Origin of the sequence: Allobosea sp. Tri-44, assembly GCF_004123845.1 — a bacterium.
Taxonomy (GTDB): domain Bacteria; phylum Pseudomonadota; class Alphaproteobacteria; order Rhizobiales; family Beijerinckiaceae; genus Allobosea.
Genome location: NZ_NBDP01000007.1, coordinates 583,926 through 600,137, shown reverse-complemented (window position 1 = coordinate 600,137; position 16,212 = coordinate 583,926). Strand labels below are relative to the sequence as shown.

Here is a 16,212-nt window from a genome sequence, read left to right as displayed (position 1 = left end):
GTGCCTCACCGCACCCAGCGCCGCGTTGCCGTTTAAAACACCAATTATCGCGGGGTGGAGCAGCCCGGTAGCTCGTCAGGCTCATAACCTGAAGGTCGTCAGTTCAAATCTGGCCCCCGCAACCAAATTACTGAGTGAATACAACAAAGCCCCGCGCCAGAAATGACGCGGGGCTTTTCGCCGTTCAACAGAACAGACCGCCAGAATCCGCGCGAGATCGCCGTGAAGCTCAAGCGAAACGCCGCGCCGATACGCTCCCGCTAGGTTGGGGGGACGGCGACCGGAGACGGACCGACGGTCTCTGATAGCCGGGCAGTCACCAAGCCCTTCTCAGCCTCAAGATCAAACAATCGCTGCTTCATGGACGGCTGATAGAGCCCGTACTCGATCGCGGCCATGATGCCGTCGATCTTACGCGGAACGGCGGCCAGAAACGCCGTGGCGGTCAAGCGTAGGCCAATGGTCGGGCACATCGCCCTCCAGCCCGAGCCGACAGAACCAGCAATAGGCCAGATTCAGGTGGACCTCATCGCACAAACGGCGCTCGGAACGGATGCCGAAACAGTAGCCGATGAGCAGCATCCGGATCATCAGTCCAGGATCGATCGAGGGCCGACCCATCTCGCTGTCGAACGGACGCAGATGCGTACGGATATCGGAGAGATCGACGAACCGGTCTATGGCTCGGACCCAATGATCGTCCGGCACGTGGCGCTCCAGGCTGAACTCGTAGAACAGCGCCTCCTGCGCCACCCGCCGTTCGCCCATCATCGCGCCGCCCTCCATCCAGGGACGACTGAATCAGGACTTCATCGCCGCAGCAATGCCGACTTCTTCAACGACATCCGCCCATAGCGGACATTCGCTCACTACCATCAAGCAGACGTCCCGTGGACGAATCAGGACATCGAACGCCTTAAGGTAGATGCGCCAGGCGGCGGCAAAGAGCCCACTGCCGCCGGCATCAGGCAGGCACGACTTGTGTCATACCTCGCGGCACAGGAGAGGCTGCATCGGTTCGCGTCAAATGCCGGGTGAAGTGTTGCTCGCAGCGACGCCCGACGAGGGAAATCAGCCAGCACAGCACGAAATAGATGACGAGCAGGAAGCCGTACACGAGATAGGCCGGACTGCCGCCCCGCGTGAGCGTGGTTTGCTCGATGATGACTTGACCTGCACGGAAGACTTCTTCCACTCCGACCACCGCGCCGAGCGAGCTCGCCTGCACGAGGCTCGTCACCAGGCTGACATAGGGAGGGATGATCACCGGCATCGCCTGTGGCAGGATGACCAGCATGAGCTTTCGCCAGCCACGCAGGCCGAAGGCGTCGGCGGCCTCATGCTGCCCTTTCGGAACGGATGCCAGGCCGGCGCGGATGATATGCGCGCCATTGGCGCCGCCCCAAAGCGAGATGCTGAGCGCGCTCGACCAGAAGGGATTGAGCGAGATGCCCGCCTTAGGCAGCACGAAATAAGCCAGCAGTACGGTGACCATCAGCGGGATATCGCGCAGGCATTCGATGAGGCTGTAGACGCACCCCGTCACGACCCGAGAGCGCGTTGATAGCGCGGCCGCGAACATGACAGCGCACAGGGTGGCGCCCGCCGTGAGCACGAGCGCCAGCAACAGCGTGTTGGCGAAGCCCGCCAGCAGAAAATTCCGGAACTCCAGGAGCAGCATGGTCAGCGTTCCGCGAAAGGCCGATTGAGCCGGTGCTCGACCAGCTTGGCCAGTCCAGCCAGAACGAAGACGCAGAACAGATAGATCACGCAGATCGTCGCGAACATCTCGACGGCGCGGAAGTCATAGGCGATGCGATCGACGGCGACGAAGGTCAGTTCCACGAGCCCGATCGTCTGCAGATAGGCCGAATTCTTGAAGGTCGAAACGACGGTGTTCATGGCGGGCGGCAGAGCGGCCCGAGCAGCGATCGGCAAGACGACGAGGATTGCATGCTGCCAGCGCTTCAGACCCAGTGCGACGGACGCATCGCGAATGCCCGGCGCCACCGAGGCGAGCCCTGCGCGGACATTCTCGATCTGGAACGCCGTGGCCCAGACCGTCAGGGCGATGACGCCGGACCAGAACACCGAGAAGCGTATGCCGAGGCTCGGCAGGCCGAAGAAGATAAAGAATATCTGCACCAGCAGCGGCGTGCCGCGGATGAATTCCACGTAACCGATAACCAATCGCCGGGGGAGCGCGTGGCCGCTGGTTCGCAACGCGGCTCCCAGTGCCCCGAGAACGAGAGACAGGCTGATCGCCAGCGCGCTGACCATCAGGGTCATTTTTAGACCCTTCATGAGGTCCGGGAGCGCGCCGAGGATATAGTCCAGGTCCATGGTGCTTCCCCGGGCGGACCAAAGAACGGCGCGCCGGCGACGGTCCGCCCGCCGGCGCGCCTGCCATCAGTTCGAAGGCGGCGGGGTCTCGAACGAGCGGATCATCTGCGCCTGCAGATTGGCATCGGCGACATGGGCCTTCACTGCCTTCGAAAGCATGCCTTCTTCCTTCATCCGAGCGAGAGCCGCATCGACGAAGGCCTTCATCTCGGCCTCGCCCTTGCGAATGCCGACGCCGTTGAAGCCGAGGTCGACCTCGCCCTTGAGCACGCGCAGATTGGGATAGTTGCCCAGTAGCAGCGCCATCGTCGTACCGTCGGTGACGTAGGCGTCCGCGCGTCCCTGGAACAGGGCCTGCAGGCTGTCCGAGGCGGTGTTGAGCTGCACGAACTGAACGTCCGGAATATTGTTGCGCAGCCAGTTAATCTGGTTGCCACCCTTCACGATCAGGATCGACCTGCCCTTCAGCTCGGCCAGACTCTGCACCGGGCTGTCCTTCAGCACGGCGACGTTGCTGCTGCCCCAATAGTAGATCGTCGAATAATCGATCACCTGCTCACGGGGCGGAGTGCGGCCGAGCGTCGCCACGATCAGATCTATCTTGCGGGCGGTCAGCGAAGGGATGCGCGCGTCCGTAGTGACGCAGGTCAGTTCCGCCTTGTCGGCCGAGCCGAACGCATAGACGCCAAGCTGCTTTGCGATGTCGATCTCAATGCCGACCGGCTTGCCATCGGTGGCCGACTGGCCGAAGGGCGGCGCGTCGCAGCGCACGCCGATGCGGAGCGCCCCGGCGTCCTTGACCGCTTTGGGCAGCGGCGGCAGGGACTGGGCCTGTGCGGCGGCCACGCCCCACAGCATGGACGACGACAGCACAAGCGATGCCATCGCGTTTCTGAACGAAAGTTTTGTCATCATTCCCGCTCCTCTTTTGCTTTTTATGGGATAGTTCGTCACTGGCGACGGGTGCGGACGCGCGGCCCTTTCGCGCGGCAGATCTCGGCGATGCGGATCGGCCGGGCGGCGCGTGGCATCAGGCGTCGACCAAGTTTCGGGCAGCGGCCTGGAAGCGGCCCGGCCGGAAGTCGTCCAGCAGCGGGCTGCGGCGGCCATTGGCGATCTCGTCCGCCAGGAGCTCGCCCGCGATCAGTCCCAGCGTCGCGCCACTGTGACTGAAGGCGACGAAACAGGAGCCGATCCCGTCCAGCGCGCCGAAGACCGGCTCGCCGTCACCCGGGATTGGCTTGCGCCCTGCGCCATAAGAGCCGAAGGCCAGCTTCGGATTGCCGGCCAGCACGGCGGAGGCCTCCCGCAGCAGGCCCTCGATCGTGTCCGGGCGCATCTCGAAGCTTCCATCGGCGTTCCGGCGCATCTCGGCCTCGGACCAGGCGGAGTCGAGCACCAAAGCACCGTCTGGCGTCGGTCGCACGGCCACGCGCGGCGTGTTCAGCACGGCACGGAGCGCGGTCTCCACAGGGGCAGTCTTGACCAGAAGCCCGATCGGCGACGCGTCGGGAATCTCGATCCCGAGATCGGCGGCCATGGCAGGCGTCCACGGGCCGGTCGCGATCAGGCAGGCATCGGCTTCGAACAGACGGCAATCGGCGGCCTCTACGCCGCGGGCCAAGCCATTACGGACGAGCACCGATGCGGCGCCGGCGTTCTCGACGATCTCGCCGCCCCGCATGCGAAGCTCCGCGGCGAGGAGGCCGATCAGTGCGGGGAGATCGACCCAGCCCTCGCCGGGATTGAACAATGCGCCCTGCCGCGTGATCGCCCGCGCATCGACGCCGGGCGTGACGGCAGCAACCTCTTCAGGCGCTAGACGCATCACGTCGTAGCCGATGCTGCGTTCATGCGCTTCAGCGGCGTCGATCGCATTCGACTCATCGTCGGCGTCCCAAGTGAGGCCGCCGTCGAAGCGCAGCCACGAGGCTTGCGGATGCTGTGCCGCGAGCGTGCGGTAGCGATCGATGCCGACCATTCGCAGGCGGTGATAGGCGGCCGAGCGAAAACGAGCCGAGTTGAGCCACGAAAGCGAGCGGCCCGAAGCGCCGCTACCGAGGACGCCCTCGGTGACGAGCGTGACACACGATCCTTGGCGGACGAGATGCAGCGCCGTGGAAACGCCGAAGATCCCCCCTCCGATGATCACGACGCTTGGGCGGTCTGGAGACGGTCTCACGAGGCTTCTCTCTCCTTCAGATGAGGCGGGGGATGGCGAGACGCCTCACGGCGCTTCCCACGCGCCAGAGCGCGCCGAGCGGAAGAGAGCGTCGATTGCCCGCATGTTCGCCACTGCGTCCGCCATCGTCGCGGCGAGCGGCTCTTCGCCGAGCACGGCGCGCGAGAAGGCGTCGCATTGCAGCGCATACTGGTCGCAGGCGGGCAAAATGATCCGATCCCGGCCGCCACCGGCAAGGTCGCTGCCGTCATCGACGATGACCGCCGTATCGGCGGCTTTGGGCGCGTTGAAGGGAATCTCGATCTCGATGCGGCCACGCATTCCGAGGATCTGCACACGCTGGCATGGCACGAGCTGCGTGGCGCATGTGAAAGCGAGCTGCCGCCCCTTGGAAAACGAAAGCAGGCCACTGGTGACGCAGTCGGTGCCCAGGACCGGATCGCTGGTCACGAGCGCGATGGCCCGCTCCGGCTCGGCGCCGAAGATGTAGCGCGCGGTATTGATGGCGTAGCAGCCGACGTCGTAGAGACCGCCGCCGCCGATGTCGCGCTGGTTGCGCACGTTGGCGGGGTCGGTCAGGTAATAAGAAAAGATCGTCTGCATTGCGCGCACCTCGCCGATGCGCCCGCTTTCGGCGATCTCGCGCGCCTGCCGCCACTGCGGATGGAAGCGCACCATGAAGGCTTCCATGACCAGCCGGCCTGTGCGCTCGGCGGTGCCGGCGATCTCGCGGGCCTCGGCGGCGTCGAGCGCGATCGGCTTCTCGCACAGCACGTGCTTGCCGGCCTCCAGCGCCTTGATCGTCCAGGGCGCGTGCAGATGGTTGGGCAGCGGATTGTAGATCGCCTCGACGGCCTGGTCCGCGAGCAGGGCCTCGTAGGAGCCATGAGCCGTGGGAATGCCGAAATCGCAGGCTGTGGCGCGGGCGCGTTCCTCGTCACGCGAGGCAATGGCAACGAGCTCGCAACGCTCGCTCGCCAGCATGGCCGGAATGACATGCTTGCGCGCGATGTTCGCCGCGCCGAGCACGCCCCACTTCAGCCTGCGCACCATGACATCCTGCCCCTCAAGATGCTAAAGGGATAATGAGACCGGTCTCATCTGTCAATCACCGCCGTTTCGCGTTGCGATCGTCGAGTAGCGGAACTAAGGCGGAGCCATGAGCGATTCACCGTCGAAGCCTCGGGATGCAACCGTGCAGGACGTCGCGCGCGAGGCCGGCGTCTCCAAGGCGACCGCGGCGCGCGTGCTCGGCGGCTACAGCGTCACGAGCCCGGCAGTCCGGGACAAGGTGATGACCGCCGCCCGGAGCCTCGACTACCGGCCGAACGAAGTCGCCCGCAGCATGACGACAGGCCGGTCTCGCGCCATCGGCGTCGTCGTCGCCGACGTGGAAAACCCCTATTTTGGCCTGGCGGTGCGCGGCATCAGCGATGTGGCACGGGCCGAGGGCTTCGACGTCATCCTCGCGAATTCCGGCGAAGACGTCGAACGCGAGCGAGACGCCATACGCATGCTATTGGCCAAGCGGGTCGACGGGTTGATCGTCACACCTGCCAGCGTGCATGACACGGAACACCTGCGTGCCGTGGAAGCGAGCGGGCGGCCGATTGTGCTGCTGGACCGCTACATCCCTTCGATGAGCGTCGACACCGTGGTCGCTGACGACCGGGCCGCCGGCGCCGCCGTGGCGCGACGGCTCACCGAAGCCGGGCACCGGCGCATCGGCTACGTGTCGGCGACAGCCTGCGACGATCCGGTGTATCGCGGTGCGCACCAGCTTCATCTGTCCACCGTGCGCGACCGCATCGAAGGCTTTCTCGAGGCCGCCGCGCAGGCGGGCGGCGGAGGCTGCGAACGCTATGTTCGCCTCGGCGTGAACCGGCTTGGCGGCGGGCCCAAGATCGTCGCCGATCTGATGGCGCTACCGGACCGGCCGACCGCGCTCATCGCATCCGACAACGTGGTGGCGCTCGAGCTGTTCAAGGCGCTGCGCGCGCTGGGCATCGCCATTCCGCGCGATCTGTCACTCATCGCCTTCCATGATGCGGACTGGACCAGTGTTACAACGCCGTCGATCACGGTCGTTGCGCAGCCCTGCTACGAACTGGGCTCGGAAAGCGCTGCTGCCCTCGTGCGGCGCGCCCGCGGCGATACTACGGCCGGCCGGCGCATCATCCTTCAAACGCGCCTCATCGAGAGAGAATCGGTCATTTCGCCGCCGAGATGATCAAATCTGCGATGTTACCCCGTCCGACGAATTCTATCTCGCGGGCGACAGATTGCAGGCAGAGTAGTGGAAGTGGCGCGGCGAGAACAATTTGTATGGCGATCGTAGCGCATCGGATGAGTAGCTCCCCCGCCGCGACTCTCAGCCATGCGCTGCCCTCCAGCACCGATCAGCGGCACAAGATCACACCCGCAAAGCTTGCTGCCGATTGCGAGAGTGAACATGGTGCGGTCACGGCCTCGCTTCTCCCACAGTAAGCTTGTTTGAATAGTCCAGATGTGCCGCGGCTTCAGCGGTGGCTTTGGTCCAATGATCCGCCGATATGCCATGCCCGACGGAAAGGATCCCGCACTGTGGTCTGCGCGGCTAGTCCCCTTCGTGGGACGCCGCGTCCGCGACGATCTTGACCTAGTTCTGTTGGCGCTGCTGGAGAGCGCCAGGAACAGACATTGGACAGTCGCTCGAAAGCGGATGTAGGCCGTTTTGTGTGCTCGCCCACGCCAAGTCGTCGTCACTATCCAGCGAGCAGCCCCGTCAGGTCCGTCATGCCCCGCCTCAGAAATGGATCGGAGTGGACGTAGAAGAACTGGACGCCTTGGGCGCGCCAATGCGGTAGTTCCGCCAGGGTCGCGAGCGTACCTGCGATCTTGCCGGCGCGTCGGATTTTCGCGACCGCTTCGCCGATCTTATACTGGACGACTTGCGGACGAGGCTCGCCGAAGGGCGGGGCAGGAGCAAAGCCCATATTCTGCGAGAGATCGCCCGGCCCGACGAAGAAAACGTCGATCCCGTCGACCGCAAGCATCTCGTCGAGCCTCTCGATGGCGGCGACGGTTTCGATCATCGCGATGACGAGGCGCTTGTCGTGATCGGCATGGCAGCCATAGCGCACGGCGTCGACGATGGCGCGCGCCTCCGCTGCGTTCTCCACCATCGGCACCATCAGCGCGTCGGCGCCGGCGTTCAGATAGCGGATGAGCAGCGAGCGCTGATGGCAATCGGGGCGCACGATCGCGGCGCCCCCGGCACCGCGGATCGCCTGGGCCGTCAGGCGGATGTCCTCGAAGCTCCAGGTGCCGTGCTCGCAGTCGAGGAAGATCGCGTCGGCGCCGAGCTCTGTCAGCCGTACCGCATGACCGGGTGAAGCATAATGCGCCGTGAGCATGCTCAAGCAATCGCCGCGCCGCAGCAGCTCGCGCAATTGGGCTCCGTTCATCGTCACCATCCTCCTAGACCGAGCGCGGACGATCGGGCGTGTCGTTTGGCGCGCCGATCCAGCGCGCGGTTTCTAGATCGGCCGAGATGTCGCGCTGGCGCGTTGGGCAGATATGCAGTTCCGGGATCATCGCGCCGGTGCGCAGGCTGGCGCAGAGCAAGACGGCCCGCGCCACGTCTTGCGGTTCCAGCATCATGGCGCGCTGCTCCGGCAGTGGCAGACGGGCGCGGTTGTTCATAATCGGCGTGTCGGTCTCGCCGGGCAGGATGGTCGTCGCGCGGATGCCCTGGTTGCGATAGGTGTTGTGCAGGAAGCCCATGAAATTGCGCACACCGGCCTTGGCTGCGCCATAGGCCGCGCCGCCGAGCAAATTGGGGTTCAGCGCCGCGAGCGACGAGATGGTGATGATCGTGCCCTCGCCCCGCGCGATCATCGCCGGAAGCACCGCCTGCGTCAGATTGAACACGGCCGTCAGATTGACGTCGAGCGTCGCGTTCCACTCCGCCTCGGAGAGAAAGCGCGCATTGAGCACCTTGCTGGCGCTGCCGGCATTGTTGACCAGGATATCGACGGTCCCGACCTCTCGCTCCACCGCGGCGATCGTCTCCACGATCTCCTGGCGCGACGCGATATCGAGCGTCTTGGCGACGGCCATCCCGCCGCGGCTGGCGATCGTTGCGGCAACGGCTTCGAGCGGTTCCCGCCGCCGCCCCGCGAGCACGACGGTCGTCCCCTCGGCGGCGAGCAGGAGCGCGCTTTCACGGCCGATGCCGGACCCTGCGCCGGTGATGAAGGCGACCTTGCCGTCGAGCAAATCCATCATCTCGTCCTATTCTGCCGCGACGGCTTCCGAGCGGCCGTAGACCCGCCGCGCAGCCTCGCCCGTAACCAGCCCTTCCGCCAGATCCTTGGCGATGGCGGCGGCGGAGCGCTCGGCCGCGCGGCCCCAGCCGCCGCCGCCCGGCGTCTCGACCTCGAGCCGGTCTCCGGTCTTCAGCACGACCTTGCCCTTGGGGAATTGCGGCTTGCCGTTCTTGCTGACTCGGCCGGGCCTGCCCGACTGCCCCTCGACGACGCCGAAGCAGGGATGACGCACCCGTTCGGTGGCGAGATAGACGCTCATCGGTGCCTTGGCACGGTTGCGCAGCACGACACGTTGGCCAAGCCCGCCACGATGGCGCCCGGCGCCGCCCGAATCCGGGATCAGCTCCTTGCATTCGGTCAGCACCGGCACGGCGATCTCGAACATCTCGACCGCGGTGACCTTGCAGTTCGACGGGAAGCTCAGCGTGTCGAGGCCGTCGAGCTGCGAGCGCGCGCCCTGGCCACCGTGGAAGTTCTGGACCGAGCCATATTGCGAGCCGTCGTCGCGGCGCCCGACACAATTGGCGGCCCAGATCGGCGCGCCGCCGCTGTCACCCATCACCTTGTCCGGCACGATGCCCTCGAGCGCCTTGAAGATCAGCGACGGGATGACATGGCCGATCAGGTTGCGTGAATTGCCGGCGGTCCAGGCCTCCGGGTTGAGGATCGAGCCGAGCGGCGCCGAATCTGTCACCGGCGTGATGCAGCCCTCATTGTTCGGCGTCTCGGGGTCGAGCAGGCATTTCAGCGCATAGACCGAATGGGCGTAGCGGTAGTTGGTCCGGCAGTTGATCGAATGCAGGACCTGGTCCGAGGAGCCGGCATAGTCGACATGGACCGCGTCGTCGCCGACGATCACGGTCGCCTTCAACGTGATGTCGGTGTCATAGCCGTCGAGCAGAACCTCGGCCTCATAGCGGCCATTCGGCCAGGCGCGGACCGCCTCGCGCATCCGCACCTCCGAGCGCGCATGGATCGCATCTGCCAGCCCGTCGACGTCGTCGAGGTCGTACTCGTCGAGGAACTTCACCAGTTCGCGGCCCATCACCGCATTGGCCGCGACCATGGATTCGAGATCGCCGAGCACCTCGGTCGGCAGCCGCACCGATGCGGCAATGATGTCGAGCACATCCTCATTCGGTACGCCGGCGCGGTGCAGCTTCACGATCGGGAAGCGGATGCCCTCCTCGTAGATGTCGGTCGCTTCGGAATGCAGTGGCGCCCCTCCGATATCCGGCAGATGCGCGATCGAGCCGGCATAGGCGACGATCCTTCCGTTCTTGAAGATCGGGGTGATCATGGTGACGTCCGGCAGATGGCCGGTGCCGATCTCCGGGTCGTTGGTGGCGAGGACGTCGCCCTCCTGCAGCCGGTCGGCCGGGAATTTCGGCAGGAAGTATTTTTGCGCGGCCACCGGCAGCGAGGTGATGAAGACCGGGATCGACCAGGTGCATTGCGCCAGGGCCCGGCCGCGGCTGTCGAGCAGCACCGTGACATAGTCATGGTTCTCGCGCACGATCGGCGAGAAGGCAGTGCGCCCCAGCACCGTATCGGCCTGATCGGCGATGAAGATCAGGCGATTCCACATCACCTGCAGATTGATCGGATCGTTGAAATCCGTCGCGGGCTTGGACATCGGCATCGTCCTCAGCGGATGTTGATGACAAGGTTGCCGTGGGCATCGACATGCGCCGCGCCGCTCGGGCCAACCACGGCAGTCGATTCCCGTTGTTCGACGATCGCCGGGCCCTGCACGATCTCGCCGACCGGCAGGCTGTAATGGTCGTAGACGGGGGTCTCGACGCTCTCGCCGAGCTCCTGGAAATAGACCGGACGGCGGCCTTTGAGCGCCGAGCCGGCCGAGCTGCTGCGCGGCCGCGCCACCTTGTCCTTGGCGCCCGACGCGCGCAGGCGCCAGGTGATGATCTCGACCGCGGCGTTGACAGTGCGTCCGAAGAGCTCCCGATAGAGCCTGGTGAAGTTCGTCGTCAGCTCTGCGAGGAAGGCCTCACGCGGCAGAGCGAGATCCGGCAGCGGCACGGTGATCTCATGGCCCTGGCCGACATAGCGCATGTCGACCGTGTAGCTGTTGGTGATCGTATCGCGCGGCACGCCGGCTGCCGTCACGACCTCCGCGCCCTGGCTGGCCAGATCGTCGAGCAGGCGGCTCGCCTCGGCCTCGTCCCAGTTCACCAGCGCCATCGGCAGGCTGCTCGACAGATCGACCGCGACCGGAGCGATGATCAGGCCGATCGCTGAGGTCACACCGGCGCCCGTCGGGCAGATGACGCGCTTGATGCCGAGCTTGCGGGCGATGCCATAGGCATGCACCGGGCCGGCGCCGCCGAAGGCGACCATCGGCAAGGATCGCGGATCGACGCCGAGGTCGGTGGCGTGCATCGCCGCGGCCTTGCTCATCGACTCGTTGACGAGATCGTGGATGCCATAGGCGCAGCGGGTCAACGAGACGCAGAGATCGTCGGCGAGACGCTGCAGCGCGGCCTCAGCCGCTGCCTTCGAGACCTTGAAGGAGCCGCCGACGAAGGATTCCGTGCCCATATAGCCGAGAAGGATGTCGGCATCGGTGACCGTCGGCTCGGTGCCGCCACGCTGATAGGCTGCCGGCCCCGGCAAGGCGCCGGCCGAACGCGGCCCGACATCGAGCAGGCCAAGCGGGTTCTTCGCCGCGATCGAGCCCCCGCCGGCGCCGATCTCGATCATCTGGATCGACTGGATTTTGAGCGGGAAGCCCGAGCCTTTCCGAAAACGTTGATGATGCGCGACCTCCAGATCGGTGCCGACGGTGGGCTCGCCGTTAGGGATCAGGCAGAGCTTGGCCGTGGTGCCGCCCATGTCGAAGGAGAGCACGCTACCCTCGCCGGCAATGCGCCCGAATTCGGCGGCGGCGACTGCGCCGGCGGCCGGCCCGGATTCGATCAGGCGGACGGGCAGTTCGGCGGCGCGGCTGCTCGGCACGAGGCCGCCGGAGGAGGTCATCCAGAGCACCTGGCGCTCGATGCCCTGGCGCGCGAATTCGCGCTGGAGATGTGCGACATGGCCGGCCATCTGCGGGCGGGTATAGGCGTTGACGACAGTGGTGGAAGCCCGGTCGAACTCGCGCATCTCTGGGCAGACGGAAGAGGACAGCGAGACGAAGATGTCCGGGCATTCCTCGCGAAGGAGGGCTGCGACCCGCTGCTCATGGGCCGGATACTTGTAGGCGTGGAGCAGGCAGACGGCGACCGAGCGAACACCCTTCTCCTTCAGGCGGGTAGCGATCTCGCGCACCGAGGTCTCATCCAGCGTCGCGACGATTTCGCCATCGGCCGCGACCCGCTCCTTCGCGCCGTAGCTATTCGCGCGAGTGACGAGGGGCTCAGGATAACGCAGGTTGAGGTCGTAGAGGTCGTAGCGCCCCTCATTGCGGATGCGCAGCATGTCCTGGAAGCCGGCTGTCGCGATGAAGCCGGTCTCGACGCCCTTGCGCTCCAGCACGGCGTTGGTAACGACCGTCGTCGCACCGAGGATCTGCAGCCTGTCGATGTCGATGACATCGCCGAAGCGCGCAAGGAGTTCGGAAACGCCCTGGACGACCGCCTCGGCCGGATTGAGCGGTGTGCTCAGCACCTTGTGCAGATGGACGGCGCCGGTATCGTCCAGCAGGGCGAAATCGGTGAAGGTGCCACCGGTGTCGAATGCCAGCTTGGCCATGATGTCCTCGAAGCCCGCGCCCCTGGGAAGCTCTCGCCGCGTCGAGCGGCGTCGATCGGGGAAAGAGTAGGAGGGGCCGCGGGAGGCTGGCCAACAGAACTGCGCTCTGCCGCTATAGGCTTTGTTTATGGCGAGTCAGCGCGAGACCGGCTTCAGCCCGAGAGACGTATTGCTCACCATTCCGGCGACGATGTCGATCAGCACCGAGCGGGCGGCCAGAGCGGGCTCCGACAGCGGCAGGTGATCCGAGATGCAGAGCGAGACGGTCGCAGTCATGGCGGGGCGCACGAGGCGGCGCACGGCCGCGCCGCCGAAGCTGGCGACGCTGCCGGCGACGGAGCCCGGCAGGATGGTGGCGCCGAGGCCTTCGAGAACGGCGGCTCCCAGGGAGGAGACCGACTCGATCTCGGAAACGACATGAGGGGTGACGCGCGCCCGCGCCAGCCCTTCGTCGATCATCCGACGCAGGAAATGCCCGCCGCTCGGCAGGAGGAGATCGACGCCGGCCAGAGCCGAGAGCGGCAGCGGCTCACTCTCGGGCACGTCGGCATGGCTGCCGGGAGGCGAGACCAGAACCAATTCCTCGCCGAAGAGCGGCTGCAGCACGACGCCCTTGATCGGGCCCGAGCCATAGATCACCGCCATATCCATCCGGCCGGTCATGATCAGTTCGCTGAGCACGTGACCGAAGCTGTCATTGATGTGGATGAGGATTTGCGGATGGCGCTCCTTCATCGCTTTCAGCAGCGGCAGCGACAGCGCGGTCGAGCTCGAATAGGTCGCAAGCCCGATCGAGACGCGCCCAGCGACAGTCCCGGCCGAGAGATCCATGTCGATGCGCGCCTGCTCGACCTGCTTCAGCAGGGCTTGCGCGTGACGATAGAGGATGAGGCCGGCCTCGGTGGGGACGATGCCATGATTGGAGCGGATCAGGAGCTTGTGCCGGAAATGCGACTCGAGTGCCGCGATCTGCTGCGACAGCGCCGGCTGCGCCGTACTGAGGATGCCGGCGGCCCGGGAAACGCTGCCGGCATCGACCACCTTGACGAAACTCTTCAGCTTCCTGAAATCGACGCTCATCGTTCCCGCAGCTCTGGCCAGCGGCGAGACTAGTCCAGCTTTCATCAGTCCGGGAAGGCTTGGCGCCTCAATGCGGCGCGTGGGCCTCGCCGCGCATCTTGCCGGTCAAGAACAGTTCGCCAAGTTCGTCATGGGTGATCTCGGAGGGCTTGCCGTCCCAGATCACCCTGCCGAGCCTCAGGATGACGGCCCGCTGCGCCACCTGCATCGCCTTCTTGGTGTTCTGCTCGACGAGCAGGATGGTTTGGCCGGCCGCGTTGATCCGCAGCAATTCGTCGAAAACGATGCCGATCGCCGTCGGCGACAGACCCACGGACGGCTCGTCGACGAGCAGGATGCGGGGGCGCTGCAGCACCGCCATCGCGACCTCGAGAAGTTGCTGCTCGCCGCCCGACATGTTGCCGGCGAGCGTGTTGCGGCGTGTCTTCAGGATCGGGAAGAGATCATAGACATAGTCGCGTTCCAGCTTCACCCTGGCGTCGCGCAAGGTATAGGCCGCCATCTGCAGGTTCTCGTCGACGGTCATGACAGGGAAATTGCAGCGGCCCTGCGGCACGAAGGAGATGCCCTCGCCGAGAACGGCGCGCGAGGACAGCCCGGCGATCTCCTTGCCGTGCCAGGAGATCGAGCCGCCCTTGATCGTGGTCATGCCGTAGAGCGTCTTGAGCAGCGCCGACTTGCCGGCGCCGTTCGGCCCCATCAGCGCCACGAACTGGCCCTGCGGCACGGCGAGATCGACGCCGTTGAGGATGTCGAGCGAGCCGTAGCCGGCGCGCAAGTCCTGGATCGACAATGTTCCGTCCAGAGCGTCAGCCACCGAGATAGGCCTCCCGAACCGCCTGGTTGTCGACGATCTCCGAAGGCGTGCCCTCGGCGAGCTTGCGGCCCTGGTCAAGCACAACGACACGCCGGCACAGGCTGATGATCACGTCGATATTGTGCTCGATGATCAGGAAGCTGACGCCGAGCTGGTCGTTGGCATAGCGGACGCTGTCGACGACGCGCTCGATCAGCTTGGGGTTGATCCCGGCCATCGGCTCGTCGAGCAGGATCAGCTTGGGCTCAGGCATCAGCATCGAAGCGAACTGGATCAGCTTCTGCTGCCCGCCCGAGAGATTGCCGGCCGGCTGGTTGCGAACCTCCCAGAGCCCGGAGATGCGGATGAGCTCGCGTGCTCGCTCGCGTAGCCCGTCTATGCGAGCGCGCGAGCGTGCGCCGATGCCGAAAGTGGCGGCGATCGAGGGGAAGGTGAACATCTGGCCGGCGATGACCAGGTTCTCCTCGACGTTGAGCGCGCCAAAGGTCACCGTCTTCTGGAATGAACGCAGCATGCGGCCTTCGCGCGCGATCCGGTTGAGCGACCAGCCCGTAATCTCCTGCCCGTCGAGCTTGACGGTGCCGGAATTGGGTCGGGTGAGGCCGGAGCTGCAGTCGAAGAAGGTCGACTTGCCGGAGCCGTTGGGGCCGATGAGCCCGCAGATCTCGCCGCGATGGACCTGGAGGTCCACCCCGTTCACGGCCTTGACGGCACCGTAGGACTTGCTCAACCCGGCGATGTCGAGGATCGGAAGCCCGGTCATGAGCGCCCCCCGATGGCGGTCCAGAAACGTTCGATCAGCGGCGTGAAGCCTTTCGGAAACCAGAAAACGAGGGCGAGCAGGCAGAATCCATAGGCGATCATCCTGAGTTCGGGCGCGATGCGCAGCGCCTCCGACAGGCCGACGAAGAGCAGGCTGCCGAGGATGACCCCGGAGATCGTCCCGGGGCCGCCGCCGAGCACGATGATCAGCATCAGCGTCGAATAGGACATCTGGAAGGTCAGCGGGCTGACGACGGTGAGGTAATGCGCGTAGACGCTGCCGCCGACGCCGGCGAAGGCGGCGCTGACCATGAAGACCAGGAGCTTATAGTGCCAGGTCGGGATGCCGACCGATTCCGCCAGGGTCTCGTTCTCCCGGATCGCGACCATGTTGCGCCCGGCCGGAGAGGTCACGATCATCCAGACGATCGCGGTGGCGAGGGCTGCGACCGCGAGCGCGAGATAGTAGAACTCGGTCGTGCCGTTCACGGTGAAGGAGGCCGGCCCGATGGCAAAATGCGGCTTCGGAATCGCCGACAGACCCATGTCGCCGCGCGTCACGCTGATCCAGTTCTTGGCGATGGCCTGACCGATGATGACGAAGCCGAGCGTGCACATGACGAAAGACGTGGCGCGCAGCCGCAGGGCCGGGATCGCGAGCGGCAAAGCGAGCGCTCCGGCAACCAGGCCGGCGGCCGGCAGGTTGAGGTAGAAGGGCGTGCCCCAATGCACCGCCATCAGCGCGGAGACATAGGCGCCGACGCCGAAGAAGGCCGCCTGGGCGAGCGAGAGCAGTCCGGTGTAGCCGACCAGCAGATTGAGCCCATGCGCCGGCAGCAGGAAGATCAGCGAGATGATAACCGCGTGCAGCGCGTAGCTGCCGAGCAGCAGCGGCGCCGAGGCCGCCAGCGCGGCGAGCGCAAGGCCGAAAGGGAGGCGCAGATCACGCCCGGGCGCCGGTAGCGAGGTCTCTTGGAGCGACATCGACAATCCTCGACGGTTGCGCA

The 16,212-nt window shown here is 65.7% G+C and carries 14 protein-coding genes, 1 tRNA gene and 1 pseudogene; 2 read left to right on the top strand and 14 right to left on the bottom strand.

The genetic code is table 11. The annotated features are described in order from the left end of the window. Positions 1-48: 48 nt before the first annotated feature. Positions 49-125: transfer RNA gene (locus B6S44_RS09255), tRNA-Met, on the top strand. A 310-nt stretch (positions 126-435) separates the two neighbouring features. On the opposite strand, the pseudogene B6S44_RS09250 reads toward B6S44_RS09255, so the two are convergent. The 6 genes and pseudogenes from B6S44_RS09250 to B6S44_RS09225 form a co-directional block, all read right to left on the bottom strand. After that, a pseudogene (locus tag B6S44_RS09250) lies at positions 436-771 on the bottom strand (transposase); the annotation flags it as partial. 193 nt (positions 772-964) lie between these two features. After that, positions 965-1,681, bottom strand: a complete 717-nt coding sequence (locus B6S44_RS09245; protein ID WP_129156583.1) for an amino acid ABC transporter permease — start codon at positions 1,679-1,681, stop codon at positions 965-967. Positions 1,682-1,683: 2 nt separating this feature from the next. Next, positions 1,684-2,343, bottom strand: a complete 660-nt coding sequence (locus B6S44_RS09240; protein ID WP_129156582.1) for an amino acid ABC transporter permease — start codon at positions 2,341-2,343, stop codon at positions 1,684-1,686. A gap of 66 nt (positions 2,344-2,409) precedes the next feature. Next, positions 2,410-3,453 (bottom strand): transporter substrate-binding domain-containing protein, encoded by a 1,044-nt coding sequence (locus B6S44_RS09235; protein ID WP_248309506.1) that lies wholly within the window; start codon positions 3,451-3,453, stop codon positions 2,410-2,412. Then, positions 3,374-4,525: an NAD(P)/FAD-dependent oxidoreductase gene (locus B6S44_RS09230; RefSeq protein ID WP_129156581.1), complete on the bottom strand. Its 1,152-nt coding sequence runs from the start codon at positions 4,523-4,525 to the stop codon at positions 3,374-3,376. The genes B6S44_RS09235 and B6S44_RS09230 overlap by 80 nt, the downstream gene beginning before the upstream one ends. Positions 4,526-4,570: 45 nt before the next feature. After that, positions 4,571-5,578 (bottom strand): Gfo/Idh/MocA family protein, encoded by a 1,008-nt coding sequence (locus B6S44_RS09225; protein WP_129156580.1) that lies wholly within the window; start codon positions 5,576-5,578, stop codon positions 4,571-4,573. A gap of 106 nt (positions 5,579-5,684) precedes the next feature. On the opposite strand from B6S44_RS09225, the gene B6S44_RS09220 reads away from it, so the two are divergent. After that, on the top strand, positions 5,685-6,755 hold the full coding sequence (locus tag B6S44_RS09220; RefSeq protein WP_129156579.1) for a LacI family DNA-binding transcriptional regulator: 1,071 nt from the start codon (positions 5,685-5,687) through the stop codon (positions 6,753-6,755). 514 nt (positions 6,756-7,269) lie between these two features. Here the strand turns inward: B6S44_RS09220 and B6S44_RS09215 are convergent. The 8 genes from B6S44_RS09215 to B6S44_RS09180 form a co-directional block, all read right to left on the bottom strand. Beyond that, a complete protein-coding gene (locus tag B6S44_RS09215) occupies positions 7,270-7,971 on the bottom strand; it encodes an HpcH/HpaI aldolase family protein (RefSeq protein ID WP_129156578.1) in 702 nt (233 codons plus the stop codon). 13 nt (positions 7,972-7,984) lie between these two features. Further along, positions 7,985-8,791 (bottom strand): SDR family oxidoreductase, encoded by an 807-nt coding sequence (locus B6S44_RS09210; RefSeq protein WP_129156577.1) that lies wholly within the window; start codon positions 8,789-8,791, stop codon positions 7,985-7,987. A 9-nt stretch (positions 8,792-8,800) separates the two neighbouring features. After that, positions 8,801-10,471, bottom strand: a complete 1,671-nt coding sequence (locus B6S44_RS09205; RefSeq protein WP_129156576.1) for a hydantoinase B/oxoprolinase family protein — start codon at positions 10,469-10,471, stop codon at positions 8,801-8,803. Between the two features lie 11 nt (positions 10,472-10,482). Beyond that, entirely contained in the window at positions 10,483-12,546 is a 2,064-nt protein-coding gene (locus tag B6S44_RS09200) for a hydantoinase/oxoprolinase family protein (protein WP_129156575.1), read from the bottom strand. 135 nt (positions 12,547-12,681) lie between these two features. Further along, positions 12,682-13,626, bottom strand: a complete 945-nt coding sequence (gene nac, locus B6S44_RS09195) for a nitrogen assimilation transcriptional regulator NAC (RefSeq protein WP_129156574.1) — start codon at positions 13,624-13,626, stop codon at positions 12,682-12,684. Positions 13,627-13,693: 67 nt separating this feature from the next. Further along, positions 13,694-14,443: a branched-chain amino acid ABC transporter ATP-binding protein gene (locus B6S44_RS09190; protein ID WP_248309505.1), complete on the bottom strand. Its 750-nt coding sequence runs from the start codon at positions 14,441-14,443 to the stop codon at positions 13,694-13,696. Next, the gene (locus tag B6S44_RS09185) at positions 14,436-15,206 is read right to left on the bottom strand and encodes an ABC transporter ATP-binding protein (protein ID WP_129156573.1); all 771 of its coding nucleotides are present in this window, start codon (positions 15,204-15,206) and stop codon (positions 14,436-14,438) included. Before B6S44_RS09185 ends, B6S44_RS09190 begins: the two co-directional genes overlap by 8 nt. Continuing rightward, complete coding sequence (locus B6S44_RS09180) at positions 15,203-16,189, bottom strand: branched-chain amino acid ABC transporter permease (RefSeq protein WP_129156572.1); 987 nt, start codon at positions 16,187-16,189, stop codon at positions 15,203-15,205. The genes B6S44_RS09185 and B6S44_RS09180 overlap by 4 nt, the downstream gene beginning before the upstream one ends. Between the last annotated feature and the right edge of the window lie 23 nt (positions 16,190-16,212).